This window comes from Cerasicoccus arenae (genome assembly GCF_014651635.1).
Classification (GTDB): domain Bacteria; phylum Verrucomicrobiota; class Verrucomicrobiia; order Opitutales; family Cerasicoccaceae; genus Cerasicoccus; species Cerasicoccus arenae.
In genome coordinates this window covers 1-23,817 of record NZ_BMXG01000027.1, presented here as the reverse complement: position 1 = coordinate 23,817, position 23,817 = coordinate 1, and the positions used below count along the sequence as shown (strand labels likewise).

The window sequence follows — 23,817 nt, the reverse complement described above, 5'->3', positions numbered from 1 at the left end:
TTGCCACAGATTTGCCATTTATGCCGCAAAATCCTGCATTTCATAACACAGGAGAACATGCCATCGAATTCGCAAGGTATTGATAAGCAGAAGGAAGGGGAATCATTGGGAAAATTAGGAAATCTGAAATCGAGTTCGAATCCGGCCCCATCTATCAAGCCGAAATACCTACTGCTTAATGTAGATATCTTGGAAGGCGACCCGGTAATTGTGGTCGTTAACATCATAGCCGAATTCGCGGCAGGTTATTTCAAACAATTGGAGGTTATCAGGGATTTCTTGTTCAGTCGTAAATTCAAACTCCATCTTTGTTTTAACTCCCTTTGGAATCCACTGCTTGATGTCCTGATTGTAACGTACCTTATTACCTGATACCCAAAAATCAGTGCAGATAAGGGCGTTTCCGTCCACATCGACAACTCTGGTTTGATTACTATTATAATCGCCATAAACCCAAATCTGCTTCTCATCGTTCAATCCCCAGACTAAACAAGATACCTTCAGACCTTTATCAATCCGCTCTGCTGACACAAACTCAAAGCCAAATCCATACATCTCGATGACCGGGGTTGCCGATTTCTCTTTATCTTTCCTCACCCCAGCCCGACTTTTCCCCAATGAGGCCACGGCATAGCCCACGATGGCCTGCTTTTCCACGTCGATGATTTTTGCGTGTACCTTTATCTCGCTTTCGACATCCAGAATCTGACCGGAAACGATCGCATCGACCCCCAAGCCATCCTTAATCTTTTTTAGGTTGTCGGGCAGAATGGCCTCCGATTCCTTTATCTTTGCAGATTCCAAGAAGGCATCTGCTTGAAGCGGGTCAACGACTTCATAATCCCCAGGATAGCTGATCATGAGGTGGGCCACGATCAGATCGGGGACGCTTAATTCGGCTCCGGGGGTCTCTCCCTTGTTTTTAAATCCAATCAAAACAAGGCGTGTCTTACCGATTTTTTCCATCTGTGTGGAAATTTGTTGGGCGAGCTGCTTTGCGGCGGCATCCGTATCGGCTTGTAAGCTTAAGCCAAAGAGGAGTGTTACCAAGAGGATGAGTGTTGTTTTCATGTTAGTGTGTTCTCGTAGTTATGCTGATGGATGACCCCGGACCTCGGCGGCGCTGGGGAAAAAGTTAGAATAGGCTTCATAGCCTGGATAGTGCAGCGGGGTTGAGACGAACGGCGCAGCGCCGTCGAAGGTTTTCTCTGCCCCCCGCTTGACTGCCTTGTCTGCTTGCTTACGCGTGCTGCTCTGCCTCTTTTGATCGTGGAAGGAATCCACTGCTTGCGTGAATTCCTTCTGCTCGTTGTGGAGGATGTGGATTTCCTGAAAGAACAGGCCGCCGGTTCCCAGTAGGATAAACCATTTGATGGCGGGATATCCAATGCTCCCCATAATCAGAGCCAGCAGGACGAGGAGGGCAGGTTCTAGCAGCAAGTGATTCAAGTTGCGACCGGTTTTCTCATAATAGGCTCCCATCCATGGGCCAATTTCTGGCAGGTAGAAAAGAAGTGATATGCCACCGCTGTTGCTATGCACCAGTCCTCGGTGCTTATTGACCTGAGCGAAGACCACCTGAGCCAATCCCATGAAAAAAACCACCTGAGCCAATCCCATGAAAAAATAGAGGCCGAAGAGATTGGACCAGACCCGATATTCCTGCCGATGCAGCGTAAGGGCGCTGGTGTCGGCGGTCTCCAACGCGGCTCGGCGAGCAACCGTAGGATTACTTTTTTCCTCGGGCGCTTTGGGCGTTACCCATTCGAATATCTGAGGACGTTCGTAGACAACAATGCCGTCGGTCTTTTTCAGGAAGGCCAGTTTGGGCTCTGCCTGTAAATTGATCCATCGTCCATCAAACTCAATCCATTCTCCAACTGGATATTTATCGGAAAGCACTTTGACGGGTTGAGGCTTCTCCTGATTGGTGGAACGAACCTGATTCGCATGAGGACTATAAACTGGGCTGGGGATATCCGGTTTTTTGAGACCATGAATGACGCTGAAGATGACCACGGCCAAGAAGAGCGTCACGATATAACTCCACACGCTCAAAAACTGCGCACCAAAGTAAGTGCGGATAAAGACCATGATCACATTGCGGGGAATGAAGAATACGATGGCCAATATTCCCAGCAGCAATTCAGCGCAGCCACCGGGCCCACCGGGGCGACCCTTTTTTTGGATGCGAGCGAATGCCTCCTGGAACGCTTTGACACTAACATCCCAAGAATCATCCTCTGAATCGCCCTTTGACATTATACCGTCTGGTTGAAAAGGACTTTCGAAAAGGGCTTTTTATTACTCAGAAGCCGTCCCCCTGGGTAGAAGACCGCTTCGACCATCAACTCATTGGCCGGGCCCCCTTTCTTCAGGGTCGTGAAGTCACGCGGGGTGATGTCATACTCAAAGATTGGATTACGTCCCCAAGAAAAGCTGCCCTTGCGAGTTTTACCGTCCTGATCTTTCTCACCGTCGGAATACCCTTCGGAGGCCGACGTTTGCCAGACTTTGGCGATCAGCTCTGCCGCCCAGGCATTGGTGACATTGCAGGTATTCTGATGAAAGATCTTCGTCTGGAAATTACCCAGCAATGAATTGGTGGTGTCCTGGGGGTTCTTCCCTCCCAGCATCGTATAGTAGTTCGGGAGGTTTTGGGTTAGGTAGACGGTTGCGGCTTTGGCACTACGCGCCGTCGTTTGGAATGCCTGATCGGTTTTGTTCGCAAAAAACTGCGACTCATCACACCACAGAAAAACGGGTCGGGTGGATTCGTTGACTGTTCGACGTTCAACGGCCTTCTGCCAGCAGTATTTCAGGGCGGCCTGGACATAAATCCCCAGGTCACCGTGCTCCTTGACTGAAAAATCCAGGATGATGATCGCGCCGTTGAAGGTCATCTCTGGCGTAAATGTGGTTTCCGTTGAGAAAAGCTTCTGTAGTGGTCCCGAGTTCATGCGGTCCAGCCGCGCGGTGATAGACAGTAATATCGAATCGCGTGTTTTTTCATTCATCCCGGCAAACTCGTGCAGCCAGAAACGCTTCACGCGGTGCAGGTCCTCGACTCGATCTTCCTTGGGTGCGTATTTCTCCGCCTTACTAATCGTGTGCCCACACAGTGAGTCCAATGACCATTTCCGGATGTAGGCCTCATCCGCTTGGCGCGGTCCACTATGAATAATGTTCTCGATCCGCTTGATCGATACCTTGCCGTGTCCAAGCAGCAACAGCTCGATTGCATTGCGTAGGAGCTTTCGTTCGTTCAGTACCCAAAACTTTTCATCACGAGCCTCGCCATCAAATCGATCCACGATATCGATCACTTCGTTAAAGATCCCCATGATGGTTTCGGTGTAGACTTGGCCGGAGGAACGTTTGCTTTCGTGACTTAAGATATTGTAGCACTCCTTCAGATCAGCTGAAACGAGGATCACTGAGTCACTGCGCCCAGTCTCGGCGCAGTATTTCAGCCAGAGATCTTTTTCGTCGCGTTTAACGGTCAGGACGAGCCCGCCAAAACCGGAGCGTAAGAATTGACGGGCAATGGCCCGTCCACTGCCGGAGGTTTTCCCGGAACCCGTGGCCCCAAATATCTGCGTTCCTTCGCAAGCGTCACGGACAGTCCACCAATCATTCGGACCAATTTGCAACAGGGGCCAGTCGAGCGAAAATGGTTTGGCTGGCGGCGGACCATCCGTGGTCGCGCCGTAATGGCCGCGGCTGAAGAAATCTCCGAATTTCACTTTTTTCTCGGTAGCAGTAGTTAATTCCGATGCCCTTTTCGTATAATACAGAGCTATGAGTGCAAACACCTTTTCGCCAAGATGGTCGGTTTGAGCGACGGTTAATCACGCATCGTTTTAATATTAATCTTTCTTATTCGATAGCGCTTTATCATTATCTGCGACCCGATGCTCAGCAACGTTCCGCCGGGGCCGAGATTCGGTATACGCCTTGGCGAGAGCTGCGTGGAGAAAATGCCTGCTACACTGCGCGATGCATTGCCTATCTCCAGAACCCGCGTTCGTTACCTCCACGTGGTTCCCGCTTACTGATCGGAGTGATTTCTGTGCCGCATCCCGACAGAGAGCAGCCGAACGGGTGCACCTGTTTTGTTGGATCCCAACCCATTACCTAGCTTCAGGATGCCCGCGAGCACGGGCCTTTCAAATACGGCGACTTTCGCGAACGGCGTGGCCTTGAACCGCCCAGGCTCAATGGACTTCCGCCCCATTTTCCGCGTTCCGCTTTGCTCCGACTTGTGCAAACGGGTCCCCCGCGAAGTCCATTGTCAACGTCACTCTCTCCGTTCGCTGATTTAAGACGCCGAAAAGGCCTCGATGATCGCGGCCCTACAACCTGAACCAAGGAGTCAATCATGACGAATCAAACCGAAAACAAGTCCAACCAGCCTGACCGCATTCTCTATTTCTACGAGGATCAGGGCAAAGGCAAATCCCGCCGCATCGCCATTGGCGCTCTGTGGAATCACCGTGAAGGTGAGGGCGCAAACATTGTTCTGGACTCACTACCCATTCGCGGATTCGACGGACGCCTGGTGGCCTTTCCACCACGCGACCCCGACCAAAACGTGACTGCCTAAACACTAATGGGCCGGCCCACTGCGGCCGGTCCCATTTCCGCTGCGCACCCATTGGGCCGCTTCAATGAAAGCAAGCCGACGCTCACCGAAGTCTCGTTTGGGGTCGCCCGCGTTTACGTGCAATAAACGCCCCTCCGCAAAACAGACGTAAAGCTCAAACAAATTACGCCCGAATAGACGCAGTTGTTCGTCACCCAAGTGTAAGATCAATTCCCGAAAATCGGGGCTCAGGCTACCCCGGGGAATCATGGGCGTTTGAAAGAACTCGATCGCACTCTCCGGGCTGGTGCGCAGGCTTAAAAAGGGGGCGACGCCGCAGCCACGCTTAAAGGCGAGATATGCGGCGCGGGAATGTTCGACCTCGTCATACCCCGAGCCCTCGAACAATTCTTCTTTACCAGCCCAGAAATTGGCCTGAGGGCAGTCCCTTTTCGGGGCGTTCGGGGGCGGCGGCTCCTGTGGGTGCTCCCCGTGGAATTCGTGAAAGCGCTGAGCCAGTTTCAAGGGAGACTTCTCCGGATCTTTCCCGTATTCGGCGAGTGGGCGCTTGGGGTCGAAGGCTTCCATTATTAACGTATCCTTTCTCGTGTGCGTTCAAAGACAAAGCCCTTGGTGATGGGCAGATTGCGTTCCAAGGCATGGCCCAAGTGCTCCCTGCCGATTTCGAGTTGATGGGCGGCTTTCCTGCGCGCGGATTGGCAGAAGCTTTGCGCCATTTCACTGAATTGATCGCGGAGGAATCCGGCCTGCATCTTCCGGTAAAGCAGTGGGCTCTTGGCACGCACCACTTCGCTCGACTCGCGCCGGGCGGCGGAGCGGAGAATGGACTCGCGCAGCTCCTCGATATTATCGGTGAAAATCTCCACGTCTTCTTTGCCGCGCGAAACGGTCACATAGAATGCTTCGCGATTAGTCGCGCAGAGCGTATCCGATGGCATGAAGGCGCGCGCGCCGTCCCGCGTTTGTCCCTGCGAGGCCTGTGAGGTTCGGCAATAGCCGTGGCTGATGTGGCCGAAGTCAGTTGGCATCGCCCAGCCGTTGTCCAGAATTAGACTACCCCGCCGGTCAAATCCCTTAACCCGACATTCCATCCCGTTTTCCATTTGCTTGGATTCACCGGTTTTCGGGTTTTTGAGCGGTGCGCCCTTGGTGATACGCAGGCGCTCGCCCTGGGCGACTTGGAGCGTTTCACGGGCGTAGACACTGAAGCGTTCGGAATAACTGAGATCAATCTGGCGCTCATGGTTATTGACCCAGACCTTACCGGTTTGTGGATCAACAGCGTCCACCACGACCCGCGAGCCAGCCGAACAGCCCGGAATGGCGCGGTGAAATTCAATGACCTGACCAGCCTCATAGTTGCGCGCCTGACGCTTGTCGGCCTCAGTCAGAGGGATTTGTCGCAGAGTGACAACATCGTGCTCCTGCGTGCCTAATACGCCTTTGTCGCGCAACATGGAGCGAATGATGCCCGTTAGTTCCCGATTGCCCTCGTGCGTGGGGCAGACCATGGCGGACGTTTTCTCACGGAGCCCATTTGAGCGGGCGACCTTCTTGACGTAGCTGGCGGCAGTCTCATAGGCAATTTCATCACGCGGGGCTTGATGGATCGCCCCCATCTTCACCAAGCGGTCGAACCCTCTGGCGGCGTCTTTCTCATTGCCGCGCGAAAGCAGGTCCACGGCCAGTTGGTAGCGAGGATCGGATTTCTGGCGTTGGTTACGCGTCAGTTCTACGGGACGCACGCACTTGGAATTCTGCAAGATGCGAAACGCGTCGCCTCGAATCACCGAATTATGCTGTTTGTCGTCACCGGTGAGGATGACCCGGCAATCCTGCTTCTGCGCCAGTTCAAAGATTTTCTGCATATCGGGCACGCTGAGTAACCCGGCCTCGTCGATCCAGATTGCCTGTCCCTTCACGCGGTCTTTCCACTGGGGATTCTTGAGCAGTTGCTGGACCGTGTCGGCTTCCGTGAAACCCGCGCCGCGCAGGACCGAGCGCGCAGCATCGGCGGTCGGGGCAAAGACAAAGGCGCGCCTGCCCCCTTCCTCGATCCCCCGAACCGCTTCCTCCATCATGGACGTTTTTCCCGTACCAGCAGCTCCACGCACGGCAATCACCCGGTCCCGTGATTTCAAGATATGCTCTATGGCCTGCTTTTGCTGGGCCGTATCGGCGCTTGGATCCCGGAACAGATCGCAGCGCCACTCCCGCTGCTGGGGATTCAGCGGCTCCTCACGACCTCTCCCCCGACGGGCGAAGGACTTCATGGCCTCCTCTTGGCGAAAGGCTTCAACGGTCGTCAAACGCTCCTGACCGCCAATCTGCGCGACGATGGCCCCTTTCTCCTGGAGACGTTCCCGAATTTTATCGACCCGCAGGTGACCCGGTGCGGACTTGAGCGCTTCGCCAATGACGCGTTTCTCGAGCGGATCGCTCCGCCGTTCGAGGCAGTGCCAGAGGGCATGGGAGCAGGCACGTTCCAAGGCCATGGGGTCATCTGGCGGAGGTGGGGTGCGTAGGCTACGCTGATAGGTGTGCGCTAGGGCTTGTTCCTCCGCTGGGCTGAGCACACGTTTCCAATCCGTCTGCAGTTCGTCCATCGTGAGATTTTCGGCCTTATTTTGACGGGTTTTTGCGTTGAGTGCCGCCTTTTCACGGGCACTGGTAATGCCCCGTTCTTGTGCGAGTGCTTCGAGCTCGCGCGTTCGCCGGGAAAACTTTTCCCGGATGCTCGGAGGAACGTCCGCGATTTCCCAACTGTCCCGGGTCGACTCGATCCGGTAGCCCAAGTTGAGCATTTCCCTCGCCAGCTCATTGTGAAAATAACCTTCGTAATAGGGCGCTTCACCCCCGAATTTCATATTGTACAGCTGGATCGCTTTCCACTGCTTTTCCACAGCGTCATAGGTGGCATTGTAAACAAAGGCATGCGCATGCAGGTGCGGGTCCGGCTTATGGCTCAATGGGGCCAATTCGGGATCGTCGGAACCCATGACCGGACGGGTGGTCCGGTGGAGGAAAAGGCTGTAGGCCGCGTTGCCGGTTTTACGGTTTTCATGGACACCGCCTTTGCGGATACGGCACTCAATGTTGCGCTCCACCTCGCTCATTGTGCGCTGCACGGCCCGCACAAACGCCTCTTCGATTCGGCGGTCTCCCGCCAACTCATACAGCGCGGTGACGGACTTGGGCGGATGGAAATTAAAGTCGAACCCCGGCCTGCGGTTGTCGCGATTGCGCGCGGTCAGCTTAGTCCCATCAGGACGCTGGTTATCGCACAGCTTTTCGTGGATATCTTTGGTGATTTCATCGGGCAATCCAAGCAATCGACTTCCCTGTCCATGAAAGCCCAGATTGCGTTCTTGCTCCCTCCCTCGGGTGTAATAATCCCCCTTGGATAGCGACTCAGTATAATAGCGCTTCGCCGCCTCGGTATTCTCACTGACATGTATGCGTAACACGGTTCAATTCCACTCCTTCCTATCCATTGACACGTATGCGTGGATCGTTTTTTCCGATGACCGAGACATTTGGGTCAAAATTTATTTCCTAGCAGACGTCGTCCCTTAGCGCCCGCTAAGGTAGTTTCAGTGATAATTCAAAACAACCTAGGGTTAAATTGGAATCAGTCGGAAATCACTGCGATTGTGGAAAACAGGGGAGGCTCGCTGTGTATAAGACCAGCATAACCGGATGCATGTAACCGGCGTTTTTTCGGAGCATGGCCGCATTTTCTCTGGCTGTTGCCAAGACGATCCGATGCTGCTATAATCGCTTCAATGAACGACTGAACCCAAGGAGACCGCATGCTGTTGACCGACACCCATTCTGCCATCAAACGCCTCACGGCTGGTAAGCTTTTTTCGCCCAAACAGGCCGAAAAAATTGTTGAATTGTTTTCCGATGCCGATGAACAAGTGGCGACCAAATCCGACATCAAACTATTGGAGGCGACTCTGGGAAATCGCCTGTCCAACATCCAGGATAAAATAGCCGACAAGGTCGATACGAAGACCTACTACGCCGGACTCCTCGCACAGACCTTCGCCATCCTGAGCATCTTGGCCGCCCTGCGGTTTTTCTGATTTAACGCTCCGCGCGCACGGTTGACACAAGATATATTATGCGCGTTTGAAAAGGTCCGTTAGAATGGATCTTTAACCCCCCGGTAACCAATGTCCCTACACCCGTATGTCATCATCCAGAAACGCAGGACTGGATGTCGCCATCAGGCCCGAATTGGTCCCCAAGAGCGGCGCGTTTAACTCCTGGTCGATCCGCAGAATTTGCAAGACACTTTCACCACGGGGATTGGTGATCTCGCGCAGGGTGTATTCAGGAATCTGTCGCGGCTGTGCGATGATTTTCCGCAGAATCTGAGCGAAGCGCTTGTAGGGGCTTTTGAGCTGAGAATACTCATAAAGCAGGCGGAAGCGAATCTGCCAACCATGCCGTTGACGACCCGCTGCCTTCCGGCAATAGAGATACAGCCAGCGCTCCAATCCGCTGGTCAGCCGAAAGTATTCCTCGCTGATCGTGAGCACGCTTTTCTCGTCCAGGGCAGCCCGGTAAAACCATTCGGGCAACTGGGCCTCAATCCCCCGCACCACGCCATTGATTTCATGATAACGCCATTCCTGCACCCAGTTGAATTGATGGGTGTGTTTATGGATTTGCTTACGTGTCCCCTCCCCCTCTTCCGTCCAGGCAAAATTGGTCTCAATGTGGGTCGTGTGCAGCCGCCTCATCTGATCTTTGAGTAGGTGATAATCGCGCCCGCCTCCGCGATTTAAACCCAGCCAGGTCCAGTAGTCGTAGGGGGTGAAATGCACGTAGTTGCTGGTTTCTAGTCCGCGATTTTGGGCTTCACGCCACTGCGAGACGAAGTAAATCAGCAGATCATGGTCCCAGATCGTGGCGATTCCATTCTCAGAGTCGCCGGTAATGCGGACCCACTGGTTATCATAATGGTGCTCAATTGGCGTGCTGCGGCCCTGCTTGGCTAGGCTCATCCAGGAACGCATCATCAGCTCCTGCTGAGCCTTCGGCGCGACTGCGCCAGGAAGCGGGATGAACAGATCCAGTTGTCGGTTACGTTTAATGGGGCGAAGCATGCATTAGTGATAGCGTTAACGCGTTGATTGCGCAATGGCCCTGCCCCTGCCAACTCGCCGCATTGTGGACAAGCCTGTGGCTAGTCTGTGAATACTAACGGGACATCAGTTACCCGGCCCTCGGGACTGCAGTTACCGACTAACGGGATATCAGTTACCCTTGTTCGGGACATCGGTTACCACAGACCGTCCGAAAGCCTTATCCATTCAGGGCGCAAACTGGACTAAACACGTTAAACCCATTAAACATTAATACTAAACTTGATGTTGGCTGCGTGGATAAAGACCCAAGCTCCCAAGGTAAATAAAGATTGCAGAAGTGGACTGGCAGTGAATCCGTGAGTCGGCCCATTCTGTGGCTTAAGCGGATACGTCCGCTAAATTAATAAGAGGAAAAGAACCGCTATCAAAGGGCAAGGTGGTGATCGGAGGTAACCAATGTACCGCTATTTAAGCGGGTGACGCAGTGAGTCGCTTGTCTTTTGCCTTCAACGACTCATAGATGGATCGCCAAGGGGCTTCGGGGTTCAGCGCCAAGGCCAAGGCGAATTCGACTGTCTTTTGTTCGTTGAGCGGGCGAACGCCCTCTTCCAGGAAAAATCGATAAATCCGCAAAATATGGTTTTCCGCGTCGTCATCAAATTCGATGGATCGCCGCCGAATAAAGCGCGGTGTATCATTCGCTGCTTGAAGCTTTTGGGTCTCAGCGGGCCCGTTCAACAGGCTGGATAAATCTAAGGGTTCAATTTTCATGCGATCATTTCCTCCACGACTAGGGCTAGTTCTCGAATGCATTCGGTCGTCAGCTGACTGGAGCCGCCAGCCAGTGCATAACTGTAAGCAACGCGTTTACTCAGAAAATTGCTCAGGGCCGGAATGCCCACTTTGGCCACCAGCGCTTCGCGCTGCTTATAGGCGTTGGTTTGTGCGTTCACTTGGTTGAGCAGAACCTTTGCTTGCGGACAGCCCTGCAAGGCTTCCACCGTTTGGCGGCTACGGCGAATGTCCGTCGGCGAAAGGGCGAATGGGATGACGATCCGATGCGCAATTTGGGCAATGCTGCGCATTTCCTTCTCGTGAATCCCGCCCGGCGTATCGATCAGTAGATAGTCATAGGCATCCTGTGACTCTTCCGGCTGAAAGAGCTGGATTGCTGGGTCTTGGATGTGACGCGTGAAGGCTTCGGCGTCGCCGCCCCGATCAAGATCCCGGATACGCACCCGCGCTGATTTCGCCGCCGCCAGATAGAGCGCACTCAGGCAGGTCAGCGTCGTTTTGCCGCTGCCACCCTTAAAATTCATAAAGGCAATGACTTTCATGTCCCTAGCCTTAGCCCAATTCAGCCCTGAAATTCCACTCAAAGGCGTATCCATTGCCCGATAAAGCTGAGTAGTGTAACTGATTTGTCACGGGTGAAAAAGGCCAATACGGCTAAACGCGCATCAGACCGATATTACTGGAATCGCATCAGACAGACGATCCACGCTTTTCACGATAAGTGAGTATATCGGATCATTGACGCGATAAGCTCCTTTAGCCTGAAGTATGCATATCGTCTAAAACGGATAAGACAGGCACCTCGATCAATACAAGGCACATGCATTCAATATGCGCCTCAATTTTCTAGCATCAGGTGATCGTTTCACATATTCAGCGTCATTGACCTTCAACGTGCAATTGACACCATGCCTGACTTCTTTGGGAAATAATTAACGGCTGCGACCGTCATCCCGCTCACGATCTTCACGTTCCCGCTCCTTTTCACGGGAAGAGGGGGCAGGGGCCGATTTGGAGCGCTCACGAATCTTGTCGAGCACCTGCTGCTTGAAGTTCGGCGAAATTTGCCGACCACTGCCTTGGGCGAGGCGCACCACATCGTCTTCACTGATTGGTTCTCGTTTCATTCCGTTTCCTCCTGCTTTTGGAGGTATTCTTTGCACAGACGGCGAACCTTGGCAACTTTATCTGCGACCGTTGAAGTTGGCATGTGCTGACGATTGCCGATTTCAGCGTAGGTATAGTTATGCCGGGCCCACAGCCAGAAAATGGCTTTCTCATCTTCCGTGAAATCCAAGTCCTCGAAAGTTTCCCAAAACAGCTCTTGGGACCACTCATCGTCGATGTAATCGTCGAACTTGGTTACCGCTTCAGGCACTTCATCGCGAGTTTCAACGAAGCTGCGCACCTTGCGCTTACGATAATGATCAATGAAAAGCTGATTGGCCCGGCAGCGCAGCAGTCCATAGGACCCCATTTGCTCAATCGTGAATTTCTCGTGGACACTGATCCAGAGTTCTTGTGAAATGTTTTCGGCTTCATGCCAGTCCTGAGTCTTGCTGAATAAATAGGCATTTAATGCATGACCGAACTTGTCGATAGCCTCGCATATGGAGCGCTCCCGATTCGCCTCACCTCCGATCGCTTCATTCAGTGGCTTTTGCCAGTCCACAAGTAAAGTTGCGAGATATACTACCCATTGTGCAATCATTAAATTTGGGATGGACCATATTAATTTTAGCGGCTCTCTAAAGCGCCAGACTAACTTGGCAAGCGGCTCAGTTTAAGTGGACACGGTCAGCCCAGGCCAACCACACCTTAAGCAAGCAACGCCGTCGCAAAAACGCCTCCGAAAACGACCGTCAGCTTACCCTCCTGTAAACAAAAAAGCTCAACGACATCATAAGCGTTGAGCTTTTTCGTCCCCGAAAAAAAAGGCATTTTTCGGCCAAAAATCATAACCCGACAATCCACTATGACCCTAGCGGCTACTTTTATTCTCAATAAACAGGGATTCTCGCGAAAATATTATGAGCTAAATTCGGCAAAAATGGGCGGCGATAATTCGGCTCGCAACACCTTACTCCACGATTTTCCCACGAACAAACATTGCATCGTCAGTTCGCGAGTAAGGAATTTCAATAGTCGTCTGTTCGTCGGTAAAGGTAAAGGTATCGAATACTTCCCAAGAATTCGGGTCGCTTAGGTCCGCAGACGTTTCGATTTTGCAAACCCGCCCCATAGCGCCTTGAATATTTGTCCGCAGAATATTCGCCTGAGCGTCCACTTGCGGATTAGACAGTTCTGCCCAAGGTTCCTCGGGCAATCGTTCAACTTTATAACCTTCGTTCTCAAGTAGTTGCGGGAGGCCATATTCACCCACCATGTGACCAGCGCCGACGACAATCAGGAATTTTCTATCATCCCCCAAATAATCCCGGACGGCGGACAACCAACTCAAGTTTCGTCCGGCTATTGACAGGGGATTTTGTGGCCCTCCGTTGTATTCTTCATCGATGTAGTACTCCATGGCAGCAAGGTCACTTTGACTCCATTGGTCGATGAGAAAGTTAAGGTCATTGATGGCCTGATTGCCCGAATTAAGTATTTCCAAGACTGTTTCTTCTGCAATCTCTGGAGGCATAGAGGTTAGGTAATCAAGAGCCACTTGCCAAGATTCCAAGTATTCAACCGGCAAGCCTCGATCATTGGCTTGCTCTAGAAAAGAAACATCAACGCCACTGGCAGTAAAAGGCCCTTCACTCAATACCTCGACTTCCAACAACAATGTAGCCAAAAACCACGGTTGATATTGTGAGGAAAATTGGTACCCACTCTGCCGAAACCAAGTTCGTAGCTTAGTTATTGTGGACAAGGAAAAATCCTGACTAATCGTTCCAGACGAATAAAATGCATTCTCCTGCACATAATTGCTAATGGCATTTTCTTGGGAAACATCTGCTTCAATTGCCAGCCCATCTACCTGATCGAATGCAACAGCGTAAATTTCACGCAATGGGTAATCCGTTGGTCGCAGCAAATGGACCGAACCAAGCAAGTAGATCTGTGAATCGGCGTCGGAGACGCGCCAGAGCATCGCTGGTTCTGGTTCAATAACCCCGAAGAGGCGCATGCAAAAGAATAAACCAATAACCGTTAATACGTTATAGATTCGCATATACTGCATTAAAGACATAGGAGCAGGAGGCTTTGCGCGCAGGGATCGACTCCGGAATAAGGGTGCGATTCATAGTATAGGCGCTGTCGGTTAATTGGCACCTGGTAAAGCAAAATAGCTTTCATCAAGCTCGGTGTAATCAACGCCTGTAAGTTCGTATTTATAGCTATTTTCACCGAATCGATAGGTAAAAGACTTCGGCGCAAACTCAATCGTGTCGAAATACTCCGGGAAATAGTAACTAAAAAAGAAAAGGTCGTAAAATATTGGACTATAAATATTTCTATCTTCAATAACAAATATTTCGACCTCCTCAACTTTACCATAAACCCCGCCATCAATATTCTTAATTTCAAGCTTCTTCCCTGCAAACAAATCCAAACCTTCATACTCTTTTAATGCCTCATCCAAACCGATTTTCGAGAGCAATAGCTTCCCTTCAAATATCTTATAATATATTTTTTTTTCGGAGTTGAACAACTCAACTAGGGTCAAGCCATTAATTGGAGATGTATACACGCGCTTTATCCAAGGATACCTAATATAGAAATCCACCTTGGCACCTTTCTTTTGAACAGGTCCAGACTCATCATATGAATAAGTCAGCCTACCACTGAATTGATTTTCCGAAAAAGCCGTGGACATTCCCATGGCCAGAAATAAGGCAAAAGAAATAAATTTACTCATTCCAGTAGTGAATCCATTTATTATTACGAAATTGAATCATATCATCAAAATCATACTTTCTATACGTAGGTGCAAAATGTGTCTCTGACGAATATGCCGACCCCATGGGTATAGGTAAAGGAGAAACGCTAAGACCTGCTCCGTAGCCAACCAATTGTCCCGAACCATTCCAAACAAAACCAACTGACACTGGCCCATAACCGATATTAAAAGCAGTACCAGCACCACTTAGTGTATGAGGACTACCCGTTGCCACTAATGGAACCCCAGACACACTCCAATCGATTCCTCCAAAATTATCAACCGCACCCGAAGTAAATACTCCTGATTCCAGTAAAATTCCTTGATAACTAAGAGGATTACCCTGATAGCCAACAATAGCGTAGTATTCATAAGACCCAAATGCAACATTTGTACCAGGCCCAACACCAACTCCAACATCAACCTGCAAGAAATGCACTTCCTCTCTGATTAAATCCATATCATATTCCCAAGTAGCTGAATGATATTCCCAATTCCAATCTGCGTCACTCTCAGTTGGATTAGCCGTGTCACTAGCAGATTCTGAAGATGACCCTCCAAAGCCTGTCGCAAAAAGATATGCGATAGATCCAGTAATAGCACCATTGGCGAATTTGCCTCCGGCTATTTCGGAAACGGCCCCACCAATAACTGCCGAGGAAACCAATCCACCAACCCAGTTATCTCCACCAATATGGCTAAGTAATCCTTGAGCAGTATCACTCGCAACTGCTGCCCCCAAAATGGTGCCAGCAAAACTAGATACAAAACTAGCTCCAAAATCCCCCCCAGTCGCTTCACTCAGCCCTCCTTGAAAAAGTCCTGTGGCGGTCGCTTGAGCCAATGCAGAGAAACTGCTAGCGGCATTCCCCAAAGCCAACGTGTCCGCAAAAAAAGTGACCGCATAACTACTGAAAATTGATCCGATATATGCACTACCAACTGCCGAAGCAAATGTAACCCCCGCATTAATCAAAATATCTTTAGTTGATCCTCCCTGCGTGACTGTCGCAAATGCCGCAAGGCCAGCAAACGCGACCGCCATGCCCACAACACTAACTATGGCAGCAATAGTTGCAGCAGTAATCGCCGCCGAAGCGGCAGCTGAGGCAGCTAGACTGGCTGCAAGAGGTACCGCAAGAAGCGGTATAATATGTCCGCTTGGATCATTGTATTTAATTGGATTGTTTAGAACATAGCTGTATCGATTAAACGATTGGCCGTTGTTCGGGAATTGCAGTATCGGGTCCGCACTTAGGAATCTCCCGAGTAACGCATCGTAAATTCGACCGTTCATGTGGACGAGTCCGACTTCATCGAGCATTTCATGGCCAGTAAAACCACGCTCAGTGTTTGTAGGGTCAAAAGTGGCCGGATCCACCCAACCCCAGTCGGAGGAATCACGGCGGTTACCCCAGGCATCATAGCTGAAGGATTCCACGATACTACCGGTATCGTCAGTAATCTCACAGATACTACCGAGATGGTCGGTGTGCATCCACAGATCTTTATTAGTGGTATCAGCTTCCACCACAATGACGCCACTACCGGTCGGGGTGCTGACATGAACACGAGTGCGAACGGTCTGCCAGTTGCCACTGACTTTTTCCTCTATCTGCTCTACCGCACCACTGTAGATAGTTCTACGTTTGTCTTGCCCGCCTTCCTTAACGGTATGAGTAATCCGAGAATGATTGGCATCGTGAGTAAACACACTCTCGTCAGAGCCATCTGCGACTTTGCTGACCTTATTGTAGGCCGTCCACTCCACCGCATTGGTAACCCCATGGCGGTCTTTAATGGAGCCATTTGCGTCGTATCCATAGCTCCATGATCCCAGAGAGCTAGTCACTGAGGTCACCGCGTGTGGTCTTGATGAGCCATAAGTATAGCTCCGCGCATCAACTCCACTGGATGTAAGAATGTCTCGTGTTAGGATATTGCCCTGCGCATCATACGAGGAGTCTAAAGTTGCTCCGCCAATGACCTTGCTTTGCGTCATCCGGTTAAGCTCATCGTAGAGGAATTCTTCTCTTAGTCCAAATCCAGAGCGATTATCCTCACGGTAAAGCACGTTGCCCAGGTTATCGAAATCAAACGCCATGTCCTGAATCTCATTACCGTTGGTTCCAACCCCCGTACTAATGGTGGACAGGCTATGAGTATCCTGGTCATACGTGCGATGTGTGGTCACCAATTTCTGTCCATACTGATCCTTACCCATCGCATACTCGGTAATTTGTCCTTGATCGTTGAATACTGGATCAAACCACCAAAACGTATCTTGAGTTGTACCATCAACACCGGATTTATCACCCACCACCGCATACACACTGCCTTTGCTGTCAGAATGGTAAGTCGTTGAGTAATACAACCACGTTGCGGAGGTCATGTAATCCAAGCTCTCCAGCGCAAGAGGGCGCCAGTAACTACTGGCTTTGCTCAGCCATCCGTAATTGGCGTCATATTCGTTAACCGAGTAATAGAATTTCCAGCGATCCGTGGTACCCGATGCATCAACCAGGATTTTATCGAGCACAAAGTCAATTCGGCCAAAGCTGTCATAAAAATAGCTTTTCCGAGAGCCATCAGGGGCAATTTCGAGTCGAAGCTGTCCGTATTCGTCTGTAGCCGGGTCGACCACGTCATAGAACCACTGAGAATGCTCCTGATTGGCACCTCCGTAGTCTGTGTAACGGTCCGTCATCCGACCCAGCACGTCGTAAACCATCTGCGTGACCTGACCCTTGGCATCTGTTTGCTCGATCAATTCACCAAAGGCATTGTATTCATATTCCCAGGTTCCCATATCGGGATCGATTTGCTCAATCTTACGTCCACGCAAGTCATAGTCCAGGCGCACAGTATTGCTGCCAGGACTGGTTGACTTGATCAGGTTACCAAATTGATCATAGGCATGCGTTACGGTGTTATCGAGATTCCCCGTAAGGCCGTTAGTCACCATCACCGTTTGCCCCCGGAGATTGTTCGTGGAGATCACCTGCTGATTTTCCGAGGTGGAGCTCGTCCCACCAGACTTATAGTTGCGCGTTACGGTCGTGCTCAGCCCATCGTAATCCGTTTTAGTTACAATGACTCCGCCGCCGGATCCCGGGACATGAACTTCTACTGTCCGCCCCAGTTCATCGTAGACAGTTTTCGTCCATTGTGTGGCCGAACCAACATAAGGATTTGAAACGCAGGCCACCTGACCGATTTCATTGTATCCAGTATCTGCTCGCACATCGGCATAGACGGTCTGGCCACTCGCATAGGTGCCGCTTTGGAGCTGTTCTGACTCCGATCGAATCTCCCGGCCCATCTTGTCATAATAAGTGGTAGACACCATGCCATAACCAGATGTGCGAAGGTCACTTAGGCCCTGCGTAGCTGCTAGATTTGTGGAGAGAATTGGCCCAACAGTCGTCACGCGATAAAGCGCGTCGGCCTGATAAGCACTCCCCTCAATGGAGGCAGGAATCGATACAGCCGTTGCATCAAATGCGTACTGCGTAACGGTAGAGAGCTCTAGTGACGTCCCCACATTCGACGTCTCACTGATTGCTCTTCCCAGTGCATCATACTCCCAGGCCGTAGTGCGGCCATTTGGCCCCGTTAGTGTTAATACGCTGCCAAATTTAGCATCAAAGGTCTTCGTTTCGGCGTGACCGAGTGCATTCGTGGTCGTGGTGTAGAACATGTAGTTCGAATCTAAACCCCCTTTCGTCGTCACTCTGGCTGGAGCAGACATATCGCCCGGTGCCGTGACCGTCGTCGAGTTAATGCGTCCCGCAGCGTCGCGTACATGAACAGTATACAATTCTTCATTACCGCCTTTTCCAGGCTCAATAGTCTCGGTTAACAGAAGTCCAGTTGAAGAATCATAGGTAAAGGATGAAGTCCGCGTCTGGTGAGCCAGTAAACCGGAAGAATCCGGGTCTGGGGCCGTCGCAGTCACCTCAGCCTCCGTCAATCGAGCCAGATGCCAATCTGGATCTACCAACGAACTGTTGTCGTAGGTATTAACGGTGGTCTGCTTGCCCTCGTCAGCACCATAGTCGATTTCGATCGAGACATTATTACCCCAAGTAATCTTGAAGTTCGCTGGATTGTCGGTTGCAGGCTGAGATGTTAAAAAGGCACTCTGGGCGTCAAACCGATTTCGCGTGGTGATCTTGGCGTAATGTGAGGTCGGTGATGCCGGGTCCAAGTCAGAATTAATCAGACCATCATCCTTCGTCCATTTATACTCGATGGACTCACTGACAAAGGGGAAAAAAGTTCCGCCAACGACACCATCAAAAAGGACTGTATTGTCCGCCCGACTCAGTATCCGCTCATCGCCCGAATTCAATGGATCAGGATCATAGTAGGTACTCGTTTGCGCGGTCATCCCAGTCATCGGATAAGCCTGTTCCAGAATATCGATCTTCGAGAGTTTGGTCTGTGGATCATAGGACTCAAAGGTCTGAAAACCGAGGAATCCTCGACCTTGCATGTGCACCCGGGCGCCACCATAGGTATACATCGTATGATATTGAACATCGCCACCGGAACCCGTTGGATAACCGGTATCCTTGAACAAATCTGAAACGATCCAGCGTGGACCACGAAAATTAACCACTGGATACAGAATTTGAGCGGCTCCAGAATAAATGGGGTCATATGCCAAAGTCTGGTGCACCAGTTCGGTCTTTTCTCCATGCCCATTCGTTACTGTTTTCATCAGATCTCCCGGAGCCGTGAACTTCTCAAACTGAATTGAATCGTTGTTGCCTTTGGCGAGTTGAGTGATTTCAGGAAACCCATTGCCGTTAAAATCGGTGATAATCCAGTCCGCATCGTTGTCAAAGCCCTGCATCTCCGATGGCTCACTAACATCAATAGTGAAGACACCCCCCGATGGATCGCCATCAGATGCAAAAATCCTAACAAATCCATCATTATCACTGCCTACATTCACGGCTATGAGGTCCTGACGTCCATCGCCAGTCTCATCATGGAAAAAGAATCGAAGATCATCAATAGAAGTGAAGGTCTGCTGAAATATCGTAACGTTCTCCTGAAGAGGAGTTGAAAGATCAAATCCGTCACCCTTTTGCAAATAGACCTTCAATGCCAGTGTGCCATCATAGAGCGACTTATTCTTTGCGTAAGAGTAGTATCCCACTCCAACTTTCCACCAGCGAGTATACCATAAAGGCAACAACTCAGGTGTCCAATAATCAGGATCGTTACTGTTGGTTTCGTGAGGATAGTGGTAACGATAATCGAATATCGAATAAAAAGTATTCGATGTCGGACCGCCACCCCAGTAATGGTAATACTTCGTCTGATTAGTTAGCTTGGGTACACCTCTGATTAACTCGGAGCGTCCATCGCCGTTAATGTCAGCAAACTGAAGCAGGTCATGCTCCGCCCAAGAATTAGTAACACTATCAATCTTGTCATAATTTCCGGTCGGTGCCTCAAAATACCAATCTCCAGTGCTCGCGTTACGCTTGGTAATGAATATGCGAGTGCGTGTCTTGTTTCCAGTTGAGTAGCGATTCTCTAAAACCAAATCATCAATGCCATCGCCATTGACATCCCCCATCACCGCACGAGATTCATCCCAGACCTCGACATAGTTATCGTCAAAGGCGATCATTTCAGTTTCATCGGTGAAAAAATCTACCTTCCGGGGATTATACGGGTCAATTGGATCATAAATATCCTCTTTGGGCGTGTCCCACAGATAAATATGGAAGTCTTCTGTGACATTGGAATTCAGATATTTGATCCAAATGATTTCCGTTATGCCATCCTTGTCCAAGTCCGTCGCAATGTATTTATCCAAGCTTCCGTTATAGACATATCCGTTAGCGAATCCTGAATTCCAATCGATACCTTGTCCCTGATCAGACCAATTAGGATTTTTGGTATAATCACCCTGCGCATCACGGCGACCAATCTGACCGATAGTGTCCATCTCATTGAGATAAAGCTGACGCCGCCGGTAGGCATATGTCGGATTGCCATTACTATCAAGATTCTCCCCGGCATAGCTAACACTCAAAATATCGGTCATGCCGTCACCATCATAATCCCCTAATACCAATTGAGCAGTCTGGAGTACTCGGGCATCGGCTCCAGAACTCAACACTCCAGAGTCTGTCGTCAAACGAGTAACCTCCCAAGAATCTGATTTATCCCATACCACGTTCCCTTGACTATCGACTCCATCATTCTGCCAAAACTTGACGAGATTATAGTCACCCGCGCCATCAGAGTAATTGACACTGTACTGATGAATTAAGTCTGTGCGACCGTCACCATTCATATCGGCGGGGATGTAACGGCTGTTAGAAAACCAGTTCATCTGTCCGACGTTGGTTTCTTCATAATCTGGAGCGGTGTTGGTAAGATAAGTAATCGCCGTTTCCTTGATTGCTAGATCGCCGCCATCAGCGACTTGCTGAATCGCCACTAAGCGCGGTTTGCCAGTCGCTGGGCTTGCTTCGTATTGTAAACGATACTCCCATACATCAACCCAACTCGAGCCACCGCTTGCCCGCTGCTGCACACTGATCGAATCCAAGAGGCGAGTCATGTGGATTTTAGCGCCTCCCACATAAACCGGAGCGGAATCTTCGTTCACTGCAACAGTATCGCGTAAAACATAATTGAATTTCACGCGGTTGAGCGCCGCATAGCCAGACTGCAGTTCGTGGTAGGTGTAAACGATTTCATCAAGTTGCTGCTGTTGAGCATCCGCTCCAGTCGCCGATGGATCATGCAGATAGTTAAAATCAATGTAATTGCCCGCAGAATCAGTGATTCGATCAATACTCCAAGTGAGGACGGCGTCACCTGGGCTGCTTTCCGGAATGAATGAACTACTATTTCCCGAGCCCCCCAGTCCTAAAAAGTCGCCATACATCATTTTCAAGCCGGACTTCGTATCCACCTCAAAAAACTCAGGCCCCCGGCCCGTGATTTGTCCACGTGCGTAAATTCGCGAAAAGCTCTCTACCTCCGTGCGGTATTCCGTATCCGCTGCTCCATAGGAGGATGAGGCACCCCCATCGGAAACCAGAACCATCCGCTGATTATCGATTAAAAATCGATCCGTGCGGTCCATCGTGACTCCTTTAGGAATAAAGGTATTGGAGCCATCGTTATCCAATTCGGTATTTGGGGCACGCGTGATAGCAGACAGTCCACCTATTGACCAACCCATCCCGAGTATCCCGTCGCCACCGCCACTAGAATAAATCAGACTAAGATCTGGCTGCGTGCCTGCACGACCCGGTGGGACCGACAAGGGAATACTATAGTTCGCAGTTCCGGTATTATCGACGACAATCGAACCTGGAAGACTACCCGGCGTTAGTTTATTGGCATCCGTAACCAAGTTCGCCGCCTGAGCGAAATTGCTACCCAGCAGCGTGATTAATCCGCAGTAAAGAGTCAGTTGGCGTAAACGTAACATACTATTAGCTGAAAAGTATTAATTCTCTACATTTTGAGGCGTTGCTGCTGCCAGACGAGCTTGGCGCTTTGCCATGAGATTTTTCGCCATCTGGCGATTGGTTTCCGAGTGCGGATCACTCACTTCTGGATCACGCAATCCATCCCAAGTTGAGACATACCGATTCATCTGCTCATGATCAGGAGAACCCGCTTCACGAGGAGTATCCGAGTAGGTTGCGATCGCTGCAAACTCACTTTGAACCGCTGGTATATCTACCAACGTGTCCACTCGCACCGACACCTTCTCAATCGATTCCGGATCTTCGAACATTCTTTCCGAGAAAGTAAGCTCTGTTGTGCGCTCTGGCAGCACCCATTCACGTTGCTTTTCTTTATAGCGAATACCCCAGACCCCTATGTAAGCGATGCCTGCTCCTAAAAATAAAACGAATGCGAAACCGCGTACGACTGGATGCTTAATGAATTTCATAAAATCAAATTAATGCTAACTGGGCAATAGACCCGTTATTTTCTTACTAATGGAGAGCGATCCGCTTGCTCATTCACCGTGAAAAAGCCACGTCCAGCAATGAAGATGGTCAATCCCCCCAAGGGCTCCGAATTGGCAGTTGCTCCCCCTATTCCCTCGGCGGGATCAGTCCCGTTCATCAGCTCCAATAGATTACTTTCCCCATCTCCATCCTTATCGGAGTAACGATCGACAATCCCAACGGCTAAGCTGTTTGCCGTCTCCCAATCATCGGGCAGGCCATCACGGTCAATGTCCGCAAAGTCAAGCGGCTGATCCAAGGAAGCCATGCGATCTAAATAAAGTTCGCTTCCTGGTGTCGTCTCAATGCTCAAAGCAGTAACCCCCTGCACCAGCGGAAAATCGGCAGCGACGATTTGCCCATTCACGTAGAAATCGCAATAACCATTCTGATGATCGAAACGGATCGTCAAGCGGCTCCAATTCTGACCGGAAGTCAGTTCAACCGAATAGACTACATACGCTTGCCCTGGCTGCTCTGAATCCGTCGATACCACAGTAGGATCATAAACAGACATGGACAAAACGCCCGACTCCTGTGCGAGCCTTATATAAGCGCCATCGGCGGAAAAATCATAGAATTGCTCGTTTTCCGATAAGGGCGTTTCTATCGCCCAGCTGAGGTAACTCACCGCTGAGTTACCAGTCACAGCGACTGGCAGGTAGGGCCACTGCGCCGATAACCCATTGCTTTCTGCTAATAGCCAAGCGGATTGAGCACCATCCAGTGATTTCAAATTGGTGATTTCAGCACTACCATCTCTTATAATTAATGCCCCCGCGCTAAATACTCCGGTGGTATAACCTTCATATTGCTCAAATGAAAGCTGTGCGAGTGCGAGTGCGGGCATTAGTCCGACTAATGATAATGATAAAATATTTCTCATTGATTAAAATGACGTTAGTCAGGATACGGTTACGTTAAGTTGCGGATGTCAACAATATATCTTTCGAAAATCCACATACACTTTTATGGCAATTCAGTGGCTGAGTCCCCCTTTTTGGCCCACTTGTTATGAGAAGATTCCAGTCGGGTTGTTGTTTACTGGGTTGGTTGTGTTTTTGAGGTTCTGGCGTAGAGAGGCCGTAGGCCGAACGGAGCCAGAACCTGTGGATTGTTGTTTGGCAAATTGGGCTGGGGTGAGCAAGCCCAGAGATCGGTGCGGGCTTTCGTGATTATGCAGCTGGCGGTAATCATCGAAGATGACGCGTGATTCGCTCAGAGTGTAGATGAGCTCCCGGTTGAGGCATTCACGGCGAAACTTATCGTTGAAGCTCTCGACGAATCCATTCTGCCATGGGCAGCCGGGATCGATGTAAGCGTCCGGGCTTCGACCGCCTTCCTCGATTCGCTTTGATTTGCTAAACTGCTCTTATGGATGTCGAGATCGTTGATACAGGTTTGAAGCGTGACAGTTGTGGT

Annotated in this window: 18 protein-coding genes; 2 read left to right on the top strand and 16 right to left on the bottom strand. The window is 50.5% G+C overall.

Annotation, left to right across the window (positions count from 1 at the left end; translation table 11 throughout):
- Window positions 1-168: 168 nt before the first annotated feature.
- Genes IE065_RS16300 through IE065_RS16290 form a run of 3 tightly spaced genes read right to left on the bottom strand, consistent with a single transcriptional unit; the run spans window position 169 to window position 3,746 of the window.
- Window positions 169-1,071 carry a hypothetical protein gene (locus tag IE065_RS16300; protein ID WP_189517050.1) on the bottom strand — a complete coding sequence of 301 codons (903 nt, stop codon included), beginning with the start codon at window positions 1,069-1,071 and terminating at the stop codon, window positions 169-171.
- Window positions 1,072-1,089: 18 nt separating this feature from the next.
- Entirely contained in the window at window positions 1,090-2,262 is a 1,173-nt protein-coding gene (locus IE065_RS16295; RefSeq protein ID WP_189517048.1) for a hypothetical protein, read from the bottom strand.
- Window positions 2,262-3,746, bottom strand: coding sequence for a type IV secretory system conjugative DNA transfer family protein (locus tag IE065_RS16290; RefSeq protein WP_189517046.1), 1,485 nt, complete (start codon window positions 3,744-3,746; stop codon window positions 2,262-2,264). The genes IE065_RS16295 and IE065_RS16290 overlap by 1 nt, the downstream gene beginning before the upstream one ends.
- A gap of 635 nt (window positions 3,747-4,381) precedes the next feature.
- Here IE065_RS16290 and IE065_RS16285 point away from each other — a divergent pair.
- The gene (locus IE065_RS16285) at window positions 4,382-4,606 is read left to right on the top strand and encodes a hypothetical protein (RefSeq protein WP_189517044.1); all 225 of its coding nucleotides are present in this window, start codon (window positions 4,382-4,384) and stop codon (window positions 4,604-4,606) included.
- A 3-nt stretch (window positions 4,607-4,609) separates the two neighbouring features.
- Here the strand turns inward: IE065_RS16285 and IE065_RS16280 are convergent, their stop codons facing one another.
- Window positions 4,610-5,173 (bottom strand): hypothetical protein, encoded by a 564-nt coding sequence (locus IE065_RS16280; protein WP_189517042.1) that lies wholly within the window; start codon window positions 5,171-5,173, stop codon window positions 4,610-4,612.
- A gap of 2 nt (window positions 5,174-5,175) precedes the next feature.
- Window positions 5,176-8,073, bottom strand: a complete 2,898-nt coding sequence (mobF, locus tag IE065_RS16275; protein ID WP_189517040.1) for a MobF family relaxase — start codon at window positions 8,071-8,073, stop codon at window positions 5,176-5,178.
- A gap of 345 nt (window positions 8,074-8,418) precedes the next feature.
- On the opposite strand from mobF, the gene IE065_RS16270 reads away from it, so the two are divergent.
- Window positions 8,419-8,697 carry a hypothetical protein gene (locus tag IE065_RS16270; protein ID WP_189517033.1) on the top strand — a complete coding sequence of 93 codons (279 nt, stop codon included), beginning with the start codon at window positions 8,419-8,421 and terminating at the stop codon, window positions 8,695-8,697.
- A 96-nt stretch (window positions 8,698-8,793) separates the two neighbouring features.
- Here IE065_RS16270 and IE065_RS16265 read toward each other — a convergent pair whose 3' ends face one another.
- The 11 genes from IE065_RS16265 to IE065_RS18445 all read right to left on the bottom strand — a co-directional run bounded on the left by IE065_RS16265 (window position 8,794) and on the right by IE065_RS18445 (window position 23,710).
- On the bottom strand, window positions 8,794-9,726 hold the full coding sequence (locus tag IE065_RS16265; protein ID WP_189517032.1) for a replication initiator protein A: 933 nt from the start codon (window positions 9,724-9,726) through the stop codon (window positions 8,794-8,796).
- Window positions 9,727-10,176: 450 nt separating this feature from the next.
- Window positions 10,177-10,479: a hypothetical protein gene (locus IE065_RS16260; RefSeq protein ID WP_189517029.1), complete on the bottom strand. Its 303-nt coding sequence runs from the start codon at window positions 10,477-10,479 to the stop codon at window positions 10,177-10,179.
- Window positions 10,476-11,045, bottom strand: a complete 570-nt coding sequence (locus IE065_RS16255; RefSeq protein ID WP_189517027.1) for a ParA family protein — start codon at window positions 11,043-11,045, stop codon at window positions 10,476-10,478. Before IE065_RS16255 ends, IE065_RS16260 begins: the two co-directional genes overlap by 4 nt.
- 390 nt (window positions 11,046-11,435) lie before the next feature.
- Window positions 11,436-11,630 carry a hypothetical protein gene (locus IE065_RS16250; protein ID WP_189517025.1) on the bottom strand — a complete coding sequence of 65 codons (195 nt, stop codon included), beginning with the start codon at window positions 11,628-11,630 and terminating at the stop codon, window positions 11,436-11,438.
- Window positions 11,627-12,175 carry an RNA polymerase sigma factor gene (locus IE065_RS16245; RefSeq protein ID WP_189517023.1) on the bottom strand — a complete coding sequence of 183 codons (549 nt, stop codon included), beginning with the start codon at window positions 12,173-12,175 and terminating at the stop codon, window positions 11,627-11,629. Before IE065_RS16245 ends, IE065_RS16250 begins: the two co-directional genes overlap by 4 nt.
- Before the next feature lie 408 nt (window positions 12,176-12,583).
- Window positions 12,584-13,636 carry a TraB/GumN family protein gene (locus IE065_RS16240; RefSeq protein ID WP_189517021.1) on the bottom strand — a complete coding sequence of 351 codons (1,053 nt, stop codon included), beginning with the start codon at window positions 13,634-13,636 and terminating at the stop codon, window positions 12,584-12,586.
- Window positions 13,637-13,771: 135 nt separating this feature from the next.
- On the bottom strand, window positions 13,772-14,368 hold the full coding sequence (locus IE065_RS16235) for a hypothetical protein (RefSeq protein WP_189517019.1): 597 nt from the start codon (window positions 14,366-14,368) through the stop codon (window positions 13,772-13,774).
- Window positions 14,361-21,863 carry an RHS repeat-associated core domain-containing protein gene (locus tag IE065_RS16230; protein ID WP_189517017.1) on the bottom strand — a complete coding sequence of 2,501 codons (7,503 nt, stop codon included), beginning with the start codon at window positions 21,861-21,863 and terminating at the stop codon, window positions 14,361-14,363. The genes IE065_RS16235 and IE065_RS16230 overlap by 8 nt, the downstream gene beginning before the upstream one ends.
- Window positions 21,864-21,881: 18 nt before the next feature.
- On the bottom strand, window positions 21,882-22,334 hold the full coding sequence (locus tag IE065_RS16225) for a hypothetical protein (protein WP_189517015.1): 453 nt from the start codon (window positions 22,332-22,334) through the stop codon (window positions 21,882-21,884).
- 35 nt (window positions 22,335-22,369) lie between these two features.
- Window positions 22,370-23,245: a hypothetical protein gene (locus IE065_RS16220; protein WP_189517013.1), complete on the bottom strand. Its 876-nt coding sequence runs from the start codon at window positions 23,243-23,245 to the stop codon at window positions 22,370-22,372.
- A 162-nt stretch (window positions 23,246-23,407) separates the two neighbouring features.
- On the bottom strand, window positions 23,408-23,710 hold the full coding sequence (locus IE065_RS18445; protein WP_425491924.1) for an integrase core domain-containing protein: 303 nt from the start codon (window positions 23,708-23,710) through the stop codon (window positions 23,408-23,410).
- Window positions 23,711-23,817: the final 107 nt, after the last annotated feature.